This window comes from Streptomyces sp. NPDC001219, assembly GCF_053597915.1.
Map to the genome: position 1 here is coordinate 1 of NZ_JBSFJF010000127.1, position 10,421 is coordinate 10,421.

General features: G+C 69.0%; 10 protein-coding genes and 1 riboswitch. Of the genes, 9 read left to right on the forward strand and 1 reads right to left on the reverse strand.

Translation table 11 applies throughout. The features are described from left to right. The 3 genes from ACWC9R_RS36265 to ACWC9R_RS36275 form a co-directional block, all read left to right on the forward strand. Positions 1-592, forward strand: a 592-nt coding sequence (locus tag ACWC9R_RS36265) for a cytochrome c oxidase subunit I (protein ID WP_450738062.1), incomplete at its 5' end; no start/stop codon positions are given. Continuing rightward, entirely contained in the window at positions 589-987 is a 399-nt protein-coding gene (locus ACWC9R_RS36270; RefSeq protein ID WP_362615317.1) for a cytochrome c oxidase subunit 4, read from the forward strand. The genes ACWC9R_RS36265 and ACWC9R_RS36270, both read left to right, overlap by 4 nt. Positions 988-1,119: 132 nt before the next feature. Next, on the forward strand, positions 1,120-2,391 hold the full coding sequence (locus ACWC9R_RS36275; protein WP_450738064.1) for an Ig-like domain-containing protein: 1,272 nt from the start codon (positions 1,120-1,122) through the stop codon (positions 2,389-2,391). A 19-nt stretch (positions 2,392-2,410) separates the two neighbouring features. On the opposite strand, the gene ACWC9R_RS36280 is transcribed toward ACWC9R_RS36275, so the two are convergent. After that, a complete protein-coding gene (locus ACWC9R_RS36280) occupies positions 2,411-2,812 on the reverse strand; it encodes a DNA-binding transcriptional response regulator (RefSeq protein WP_362614685.1) in 402 nt (133 codons plus the stop codon). A 263-nt stretch (positions 2,813-3,075) separates the two neighbouring features. On the opposite strand from ACWC9R_RS36280, the gene ctaE reads away from it, so the two are divergent. The 6 genes from ctaE (at position 3,076) to ACWC9R_RS36310 (ending at position 10,239) form a co-directional block, all read left to right on the forward strand. Continuing rightward, positions 3,076-3,696, forward strand: coding sequence for an aa3-type cytochrome oxidase subunit III (ctaE, locus tag ACWC9R_RS36285; RefSeq protein WP_362614683.1), 621 nt, complete (start codon positions 3,076-3,078; stop codon positions 3,694-3,696). Between the two features lie 77 nt (positions 3,697-3,773). After that, complete coding sequence (gene qcrC, locus ACWC9R_RS36290) at positions 3,774-4,583, forward strand: cytochrome bc1 complex diheme cytochrome c subunit (protein WP_450738065.1); 810 nt, start codon at positions 3,774-3,776, stop codon at positions 4,581-4,583. After that, positions 4,580-5,644 carry a cytochrome bc1 complex Rieske iron-sulfur subunit gene (gene qcrA, locus ACWC9R_RS36295; protein ID WP_450738067.1) on the forward strand — a complete coding sequence of 355 codons (1,065 nt, stop codon included), beginning with the start codon at positions 4,580-4,582 and terminating at the stop codon, positions 5,642-5,644. Before qcrC ends, qcrA begins: the two co-directional genes overlap by 4 nt. Beyond that, positions 5,641-7,278, forward strand: coding sequence for a cytochrome bc1 complex cytochrome b subunit (gene qcrB, locus ACWC9R_RS36300; protein WP_450738069.1), 1,638 nt, complete (start codon positions 5,641-5,643; stop codon positions 7,276-7,278). Before qcrA ends, qcrB begins: the two co-directional genes overlap by 4 nt. Positions 7,279-7,420: 142 nt before the next feature. Then, positions 7,421-8,485 (forward strand): anthranilate phosphoribosyltransferase, encoded by a 1,065-nt coding sequence (gene trpD, locus ACWC9R_RS36305; RefSeq protein ID WP_450738070.1) that lies wholly within the window; start codon positions 7,421-7,423, stop codon positions 8,483-8,485. 91 nt (positions 8,486-8,576) lie between these two features. Next, positions 8,577-8,694: riboswitch (SAM riboswitch) on the forward strand. Between the two features lie 168 nt (positions 8,695-8,862). Next, a complete protein-coding gene (locus ACWC9R_RS36310; protein ID WP_450738072.1) occupies positions 8,863-10,239 on the forward strand; it encodes an aminotransferase class V-fold PLP-dependent enzyme in 1,377 nt (458 codons plus the stop codon). Positions 10,240-10,421: the final 182 nt, after the last annotated feature.

Consider the following 10,421-nt stretch of genomic DNA (forward strand, 5'->3'; position numbering starts at 1 on the left):
CTCGCCGCCGATGGACTTCCACATCTCCGACTCGTACTTCGTGGTGGCGCACTTCCACTACGTCGTCTTCGGCACCGTCGTCTTCGCGATGTTCTGCGGCTTCCACTTCTGGTGGCCGAAGTTCACCGGCAAGATGCTCGACGAGCGGCTCGGCAAGATCACGTTCTGGACGCTGTTCATCGGCTTCCACGGCACCTTCCTCGTCCAGCACTGGCTCGGTGCCGAGGGCATGCCGCGGCGTTACGCGGACTACCTCGCGGCCGACGGCTTCACGGCGCTGAACACCGTCTCGACGATCAGCTCCTTCCTGCTGGGCCTGTCGATCCTGCCGTTCATGTACAACGTCTGGAAGACGTCGAAGTACGGCGAGAAGATCGAGGTCGACGACCCCTGGGGCTACGGCCGCTCGCTGGAGTGGGCGACGTCCTGCCCGCCGCCGCGGCACAACTTCCTCACGCTGCCGCGCATTCGCTCCGAATCCCCGGCGTTCGACCTGCACCACCCGGAGATCGCAGCCCTTGACGCGCTGCACAACGGCCGTGCCACCGAGGACGACAAGTCCCTCGCCGGCGGCAAGGAGGCGGGCAAGTGAAGATCCAGGGCAAGATGTTCATCTGGCTCTCCGTCTTCGTCCTCGCCATGGCGATCGTCTATGGCGTCTGGTCGAAGGAGCCGGCGGGCACCACCGCACTGTTCCTCGCCTTCGGCCTGTGCATCATGGTCGGCTACTACCTGGCCTTCACGGCCCGGCGGGTCGACGCGGGTGCGCAGGACAACGAGGACGCCGAGGTCTCGGACGACGCCGGTGAGCTGGGCTTCTTCAGCCCGCACAGCTGGCAGCCGCTCTCCCTGGCCGTCGGTGGCGCGCTCGCCTTCCTGGGCGTCGTCTTCGGCTGGTGGCTGCTGTACTTCTCCCTGCCGGTGATCCTCGTGGGTCTCTTCGGCTGGGTCTTCGAGTACTACCACGGCGAGAACCGCACGCAGTAACGGCCGCACCGCAGCCGTCGGCGGGCCCGGACACCCCAACAGGTGTCCGGGCCCGCCGCGTTTGGCGGCCGGGGCAGACCCGTTTGCCCTCTCCAGCGCGCTGGAGCAGGTGATTCTTCATATTTTTGGGGCATGAGTCACAGACCTCGAACCCGGACGGTGCTGAGCTGCGGCCTCCTGCTCGTGCCCCTTGCGGTGAGCGCCACCGCGTGCGGGGGCTCGGATTCGGAAGCGCTCTCCGCCAATCCCTACGACGCGGCCGACCAGATCTCGGCCAACATCCCCGACGGCAAGAAGAAAGCGGACCCCGACAAGCCGCTAGAGGTGTCCGTCAACGGGGACGACGCGCGGATCACCGACGTGACCGCCACCGATGCCACCGGCCGCTTCGTCCACGGCGAGCTGAGCGCCGACGGCAGGCACTGGCGCACCACCGCGCCCCTGGCCGCCGGCAGCCGCTACACGGTGCAGGTGAGCACCGAGGAGGACGGTTCGCCCGGCCGCCGGACGCTGGTGGTCAACACCAAGGAGGCGGACGGCCAGTTGACCGCCGTCTTCGGCCCGGAGGCCGGCGAGTACGGCGTCGGCCAGCCGGTCACCGCCGAGCTGAGCCAGCCCGTCAAGGACCCGAAGGCCCGCGCCATCGTGGAGAGCGCCCTGAAGGTCGACTCCATGCCGCGCGTCGAGGGCGCCTGGCACTGGGTGGACGGCAAGAAGCTGCACTTCCGCCCGAAGGAGTACTGGCCCGCGCACGCCACGATCTCGGTGCACAGCAACCTGCCGGGCCTGAAGATCGCCAAGGGCCTCTACGGCGGCCCCTCCAAGCCCGTGAAGCTCACCACCGGAGACCGGGTGGAGGCCGTCACCGACGCCGCCTCGCACCAGATGACGGTGTGGCGCAACGGGGAGACGATCAAAACCCTCCCGGTGACCACCGGCAAGCCCGGCTTCTCCACCCGCAACGGCGTCAAGGTCATCCTCGGCAAGGAGAGCTTCGTACGGATGCGCAGCTCCACCGTCGGCATCGCCGCCGGAAGCTCGGACTCCTACGACCTGCCGGTCTACTGGGCCACCCGGGTGACCTGGAGCGGCGAGTACGTCCACGCCGCACCCTGGTCCGTCGGATCACAGGGCGCGGCGAACGTCAGCCACGGCTGTACGGGCATGTCCACGGGCAACGCCCAGTGGTTCTTCAACACCGTGCGGGTCGGCGACGTGGTCAAGGTCATCAACAGCGGCGGCGACACCATGACGCCGTTCGACAACGGCTTCGGCGACTGGAACATGCCCTGGAAGGAATGGCGGGCCGGCAGCGCGCTGAAGACCAGGGCCGCCAGCACCACAGGAGCGGCCGAGCGGGAGCAGAACCCGGCCGGCGAGGCCCGGCTGCGCCCGGGGATCTGAGCGCCGCGCAGCAGGCCGCTCAGGCCTGTACGAGGTTCCTGCGGCGCAGCAGTCCGGCCAGGGCGTCGGCGAACGCCACCGGGTCCAGCGGATGGGTCACCGCGGCGTCCGCCCGGCTCCAGGTCGCCAGCCAGGCGTCCTGGGGACGGCCGATCAGCAGCAGCACCGGCGGGCACCGGAAGATCTCGTCCTTGATCTGCCGGCAGACACCCATCCCGCCCGCCGGCGCGGTCTCGCCGTCCAGCACACAGACGTCGATGCCGCCCTGCTCCAGGGCGGTCAGGACGGCCGGCGCGGTGGCGCACTCCAGGATCTCGATCTGCGGGGCATCGGCGGCGGGGCGCCGTCCGGCCGCCAGCCGGACCTGCTCGCGGGTGTTGGCGTTGTCGCTGTAGACCAGCACCGTGGCAGTCGCCTGCATCGTTCCTCCACGCTTCGTAGCGGCACAGCATCGGGTGGGGCGGATGCTACTCCCGCGGGGGGTACCCGCAGGAGGGGTCGGACGGATTCGCGATCTGTCCGACGGCCCGTCAGGACCGGTGCCGCCGGGGCCCCGCTCCAGCGGCACGCCGGGCGCGTCCCTCCTTCGAGCGACCGCCGGGACGGTCCGTACGAGCAGCGCATACGTCCTTGACACACCGAACGGCACCCCCCGGAGTGAGGGCGGGATAAGCGACCGACATAATGTCGGTCGTGGCGACAGCAACGACAGTAGAAACCGGGCACGCGCACCCGTCGGTCAATCGGCCGAACCTCACCAGCGTCGGAACCATCATTTGGCTGAGTTCCGAGCTGATGTTCTTCGCGGCCCTCTTCGCGATGTACTTCACCCTTCGATCGGTGACCGGAGCCGAGTACTGGAAGGAATCCGCCGATGCGCTGAATCTTCCGTTCTCCGCGACCAACACCACGATCCTGGTGCTCAGCTCTCTGACCTGCCAGCTCGGCGTTTTCGCGGCCGAGCGTGGCGATGTCAAGAAGCTCCGGGCCTGGTTCGTGGTCACCTTCGTCATGGGTGCGATCTTCATCGGCGGTCAGGTCTTCGAGTACACGGAGCTGGTCAAGCACGAGGGCCTCTCGCTCTCGTCCGGCCCGTACGGCTCGGTGTTCTACCTGACCACCGGCTTCCACGGACTGCATGTGACGGGCGGTCTGATCGCCTTCCTGCTGGTCCTGGGCAGGACGTACGCGGCCAAGAGGTTCACCCACACGCAGGCCACCGCGGCCATCGTCGTGTCCTACTACTGGCACTTCGTCGATGTCGTCTGGATCGGCCTCTTCGCCACGATCTACCTGATCAAGTAGTCCGGGCCCGTACCGGCTCGTATCAGACAGACATATCCAAAGCATCGACGCAGAAGATCCTGACACCGGGGTAATCCGTGAAAAAGCTCTCCGCACGACGGCGCCATCCGCTGGCGGCGCTCGTCGTCCTACTCTTCGCGCTGGCGGTCACTGGGGGGCTGTACGCCGCGTTCGCGCCGGCGGACAAGGCTCAGGCCGATGACACCGCCCAGTCTCTTGCCATCAAGGAGGGCAAGAAGCTCTTCGCCGTGGGCTGCGCCAGCTGCCACGGCACCGGCGGTCAGGGCACCTCCGACGGCCCCAGCCTGGTCGGCGTCGGCGCCGCAGCCGTGGACTTCCAGGTGGCCACCGGCCGGATGCCGGCCCAGCAGCCCGGCGCCCAGGTGCCGCGGAAGAAGAACATCTACACCAACGCCCAGATCGACCAGCTCGCGGCGTACGTCGCCTCGCTGGGCGCCGGCCCGACCGTGCCGGACAAGGAGCAGTACAGCCCGGACGGTGCCAACATCGCCAAGGGCGGCGAGCTGTTCCGCACCAACTGCGCGCAGTGCCACAACTTCACCGGTAAGGGCGGCGCCCTGACCGACGGCAAGTACGCGCCGACGCTCGAGGGCGTGGACCCGAAGCACATCTACGAGGCCATGGAAACCGGCCCGCAGAACATGCCCTCCTTCGGTGACGGTTCGCTGTCGCAGCAGAACAAGAAGGACATCGTCGCGTACCTGGGCGCCGTCAACGGCGATGATTCCGAGAGCCCCGGTGGCCTCGACCTCGGCGGTCTCGGTCCGGTCAGTGAGGGTCTCTTCGGCTACATCTTCGGCCTGGGCGCGCTGATCGCGGTCGCCGTCTGGGTCGCAGCCCGGACTACGAAGGCCAAGAAGTCATGAGCGAGACTGGACGACACGAAGACGTGCCAGAAGAAACCCTTCCCGGTGAGCGGGAGACGGCTCACGAAGGTGCGGTGGCCACGGCGGAGAACCCGTTCGCCGACCCGGGTCTGCCGCCCCACGAGCACCGCGCGCAGGACATCGACGACCGTGCCGCCCAGCGCTCCGAGCGCACCGTGGCCCTGCTCTTCGTCGTGTCCATGATCGCGACGGTCGGCTTCATCGCCTCCTACGTGGCGATCCCGATCGAAAAGAACGTCTACATCTGGCCGCTCGGTCACATCAGCGCGCTGAACTTCGCGCTCGGTCTGACGCTGGGCGCGGCGCTCTTCTGCATCGGCGCCGGTGCGGTCCACTGGGCCCGGACGCTGATGTCGGACGAGGAGGTCGCCGACGAGCGGCACCCGATCGAGGCCACGCCCGAGGTCAAGGCCAAGGTCATGGCGGACTTCGCCCAGGGGGCGAAGGAGTCGCAGGTCGGCCGCCGCAAGCTGATCCGCAACACGATGTTCGGCGCGCTGGCCCTGGTGCCGCTCTCCGGTGTCGTGCTGCTGCGCGACCTCGGGCCGCTGCCCGGGAACAAGCTGCGCACCACGAACTGGAAGAAGGGCGTCCGGCTCGTCAACCAGTCCACCAACCTCCCGCTGCGTCCCGAGGACATCGCGGTCGGCTCCCTGACGTTCGCCAAGCCCGAGGGCCTGGAGGAGACCGACGAGGAGTTCGCCCAGGAGATCGCCAAGGACGCCCTGATGCTCGTGCGGATTCAGCCGCAGAACATCAAGGACAAGCACGAACTGTCCTGGTCGCACGAGGGCATCGTGGCGTACTCGAAGATCTGCACCCACGTCGGTTGCCCGATCAGCCTGTACGAGCAGCAGACGCACCACGTGCTCTGCCCCTGCCACCAGTCGACGTTCGACCTCTCTGACGGCGGTCGGGTGATCTTCGGTCCGGCCGGACACGCCCTGCCGCAGCTGCACATCACGGAGAAGGACGGCTTCCTGGAGGCCGCGAGCGGCTTCGAGGAGCCCGTCGGCCCGAGCTTCTGGGAGCGCGGATGAGTAACGAACAAGGCGCGACCAACCCGCGCCGCGGCCAGGCGCCGCGGGGCGAGCGGATCGCCGACTGGGCGGACGGCCGGCTGGGCATCTACAGCCTGGCCAAGTCCAACATGCGCAAGATCTTCCCGGACCACTGGTCCTTCATGCTGGGTGAGGTCGCGCTTTACAGCTTCATCATCATCATCCTGACCGGTGTCTATCTGACGCTGTTCTTCCACCCGAGCATGGCCGAGGTGACCTACCACGGTTCCTACGTGCCCATGCAGGGAATCCGGATGACGCAGGCCTTCGAGTCGACGCTGGACATCAGCTTCGACGTGCGCGGTGGTCTGCTGATCCGCCAGATCCACCACTGGGCCGCGCTGGTCTTCCTGGCCGCGATGATGGTCCACATGATGCGGGTGTTCTTCACCGGCGCCTTCCGCAAGCCGCGCGAGGTCAACTGGCTGTTCGGCTTCCTGCTGCTGGTGCTGGGCATGTTCACCGGCTTCACCGGTTACTCGCTCCCCGACGACCTGCTCTCCGGCACCGGCGTGCGGTTCATCGAGGGCGTCATCCTGGCGATGCCGCTGGTCGGTTCGTACCTGCAGTTCTTCATCTTCGGCGGGGAGTTCCCGGGGCACGACATCATCCCGCGGTTCTTCACGGTGCACGTCCTGCTGCTGCCGGGCATCATGCTCGGCCTGCTGGTGGCGCACCTGATCCTGGTCTTCTACCACAAGCACACCCAGTTCCCGGGTGCCGGCAAGACCAACAACAACGTCGTGGGCATGCCGCTGCTGCCGGTCTACATGGCCAAGGCCGGAGGCTTCTTCTTCCTGGTCTTCGGCGTGATCTCGGTGATCGCCGCGGTCGCCAGCATCAACCCGGTGTGGGCGATCGGCCCCTACCGTCCTGACCAGGTGTCCACCGGCGCCCAGCCCGACTGGTACATGGGCTTCGCCGAGGGTCTGGTGCGTGTCATGCCGGGCTGGGAGTGGAACTTCTGGGGCCACACCCTGAACTTCGGCGTGCTGATCCCGATCCTGATCTTCCCGCTGGTCCTGGTCGCGATCGCGGTCTACCCGTTCATCGAGTCCTGGGTCAAGGGCGACAAGCGCGAGCACCACATCCTGGACCGCCCGCGCAACGTCCCGACCCGTACCGGCTTCGGTGTCGCCTGGCTGGTCGCGTACTTCGTGATGCTGATCGGTGGCGGTAACGACCTGTGGGCCACGCACTTCCACCTGTCGCTCAACTCGCTCACGTGGTTCGTCCGGATCGGATTCTTCGTCCTTCCGGTGCTGGCCTTCATCGCCACCAAGCGGATCTGCCTGGGTCTGCAGCGGCGCGACAAGGACAAGGTGCTGCACGGCCGCGAGTCCGGCATCATCAAGCGCCTGCCGCACGGTGAGTTCATCGAGGTCCACGAGCCGCTCGACCAGGAGCAGCTGCACCTGCTGACCCAGCACGAGCAGCCCGCCCCGCTGGAGCTCGGCCCGGAGGTCGACGAGAACGGTGTGGAGCGCAAGCTGTCGCGCTCGCAGAAGCTGCGGGCCAGGCTCTCCAAGGCCTACTACGGCGAGGACAACGTCATCCCGAAGGCCACGGCCGAGGAGTACAAGGAGATCACCAGCGGCCACGGCCACCACTGATCACCACGGCGCCCTGACCGGCGCACCGTAGGTAGTACGCCACCCAGAGGGCCCCGTCCGTTGATCGGACGGGGCCCTCCGGCGTGTCCGGTGGCTCGATAGGGTGACGGCATAAGCAGGAGACAATCCAGGAGTGTGGACCATGAACGTTGTGACCCCGGCAGGCGGCGACAGCGTGGCGGCCCACACCTGGCCGGACCTGCTCAACGCCCTGCTCGCCGGCCGTGACCTCACCGCGGACGACACCGCCTGGGCGATGGACAAGATCATGCGGGGCGAGGCGGGCGACGCCCAGATCGCCGGATTCGCGGTCGCCCTGCGCGCCAAGGGCGAGACCGTCGCCGAGATCTCCGGACTCGTCCGGACCATGTACGCGCACGCCCGGCTGATCGAGGTGCCCGGCCCCAGCGTCGACATCGTCGGCACCGGCGGCGACGGCGCCAAGACCGTCAACATCTCCACGATGTCCTCGATCGTGGTCGCCGGCACCGGTACCAAGGTCGTCAAGCACGGCAACCGCGCCGCCTCCTCGGCCAGCGGTGCCTCCGACGTCCTGGAGAAGCTCGGCGTCAACCTCGACCTCACCCCGCAGCGGGTCACCGAGGTCGCCAGGGAAGCGGGCATCACCTTCTGCTTCGCGGTGAAGTTCCACCCCTCGCTGCGGCACGTCGCCAACGCGCGTGCCCAGCTCGGCATCCGCACCACCTTCAACGTGCTGGGCCCGCTGACCAACCCCGCCAGGGTCCGCGCCCAGGCGACCGGTGTCGCGGACGCCCGGATGGCGCCGATCCTGGCCGGGGTGCTCGCCGAGCGCGGCTCGTCGGCGCTGGTCTTCCGCGGCGACGACGGCCTGGACGAGCTGACCACCACCGCGACCTCCCGGGTGTGGGTCGTCCGGGACGGCACGGTGCGCGAGGAGCACTTCGACCCCCGGGACGTGGGTATCCCCCTGGTGCCGGTGGAGGCGCTGCGCGGGGCGGACGCCTCGTACAACGCGGATGTCGCCCGCCGGCTGCTGGACGGGGAGACCGGCCCGGTGCGCGACGCGGTGCTGCTCAACAGCGCGGCGGCGCTGGTCGCGCTGGAGCCGACGGACGCCCCGCTGGCCGAGCAGATCCGGGCCGGGATGGAGCGGGCCGCCGCCTCCATCGACTCCGGGGCGGCCAAGCAGGCGCTGGAGCGCTGGGTGGCCGCCAGCAACACCTGAGCGCGCGGTGACGCAGGGTGTGACGCAAGGCCCTGTCCGTCATACGGACCGGGCCTTGCGCCGCTTTGCTCGTGTGGCATGATTCTGCCCAGGTCACGAGTGACAGCGACACAGGCCCCGGCCCGCTGTCCGGCAACCCTCCTTCCGTGGCGGGGTGCCCCGGGTGATGACCAGGCCGCAGGCAGCGAGGTCTGCGGCAAGCGCGGACCCTCGCCGGGTCCTGGTCCCCGAGGGAGAACTTCCGTGAATCAGCGAATGCGCTAGGGCCCGACGGCCCCTCTTCCGCATCCCTTTTTCCTTTTCCGCCGCGGCGCCCCGGCGCGCCTTCGCGCGCCCCCGCCCGCAGCGAATTCGCTTGTCTCTCACGGGAGTTCGCCATGTCTGTTTCCGCCGTTGCCGCCGACCGTTCCGTTTGTGCCCCGCTGCCGGTTCTCGGCCGGGATGTCCTTGTCCCGCTGGTGACCGGCGGCGAGGTCGACTACGCCGCGCTGGACTACGCCGCCAGCGCCCCCGCGCTCCAGCGGGTCTGGGACGACGTGGCCGCCTACGCCCCGTACTACGGCAGCGTGCACCGCGGCGCCGGATACCTCTCGCAGCTGTCCACCGACCTCTTCGAGAACAGCCGCCGCACCATCGCGGAGTTCCTCGGCTGCCGGGACGGGGACCAGGTCGTCTTCACCCGTTCCACCACCGACTCGCTCAACCTGCTCGCCGCCGTACTCCCGCAGGACACCCGGGTGTTCGTCTTCGAGACCGAGCACCATGCCTCGCTGCTGCCGTGGGAGCAGCGCCCCGACGTCGCGGTCACCTACCTCAACGCCCCGCGCACCCCGCAGCAGGCGGTCGATACCCTGGAGAAGGCGCTGGCCGCCCGCGAGCCCTACGGCCCGGCGCTGGTCTGCGTGACCGGCGCGTCGAACGTGACCGGCGAGCTGTGGCCGGTACGGGAGCTGGCGGCCGCCGCGCACGCGCACGGCGCCCGGATCGTGCTGGACGCGGCGCAGCTCGTCCCGCACCACCCGGTGGACCTCGCGGACCTGGACGCCGACTGGGTCGCCTTCTCCGGCCACAAGCTGTACGCGCCGTTCGGAGCCGGAGTGCTGGCCGGCCGCGCGGACTGGCTGCAGGAAGCCGAGCCCTACCTCGCCGGCGGCGGCGCCAGCCGCAAGGTCTCCCGGCGCACGGACGGCGGCGTCGACGTCGAGTGGCACACCACCGCGGCCCGGCACGAGGCCGGTTCGCCCAACGTCATCGGCGCCTACGCCATCGCCTCGGCCTGCCAGGCCCTCACCGAGGCCGGCTTCGACGGCCTGGTCGCCCGCGAACAGGAGCTGATCGCCCGGCTCCGCGCCGGCCTGGCCGAGGTCCCCGAGGTCGCCGTGCTCTCCCTCTTCGGCGACGACGCCGCACGGGTGGGCGTCCTCTCCTTCGTCGTCGAGGGCTGGAACAGCTCCCACTTCGCGGCCGCGCTGTCGGCCGAGTACGGCATCGGCGTCCGCGACGGCCTCTTCTGCGCCCACCCCCTCGTCCGCACCCTCCTCGGCAGCGAGCCCCAGGACCCCGGCGAGTGCGGCGCCCCCGACGCGGCCCCCGGCGAGAAGTCCCTCAACGCCATCCGCGTCAGCCTGGGCGTTGGCACGCCGGACGAGCATGTTGACCGCTTCGTCGAAGCGGTCAGGGAACTGGTGACGAACGGCGCCCGCTGGAACTACCAGACGGAGGACGGCCGTTGCGTGCCAGCGCGTAGCGCGTAGCCTTCCCACGTTTTCGGCTTTCCCGCCGTGGTGGCTTGTCCTCGTCGCGGCTCCGCTGCGCGGGGCGTGGGCTGGGGTGATGCTTGTCTGTTCCTCGCCGTTGCGCCTGCGGCGGGCGGGTGGGTGTCGGGTGCGGTGACGGGCCTCCGGGGCAGGGTTTCCGGACTGCTTCGCTTTACGTC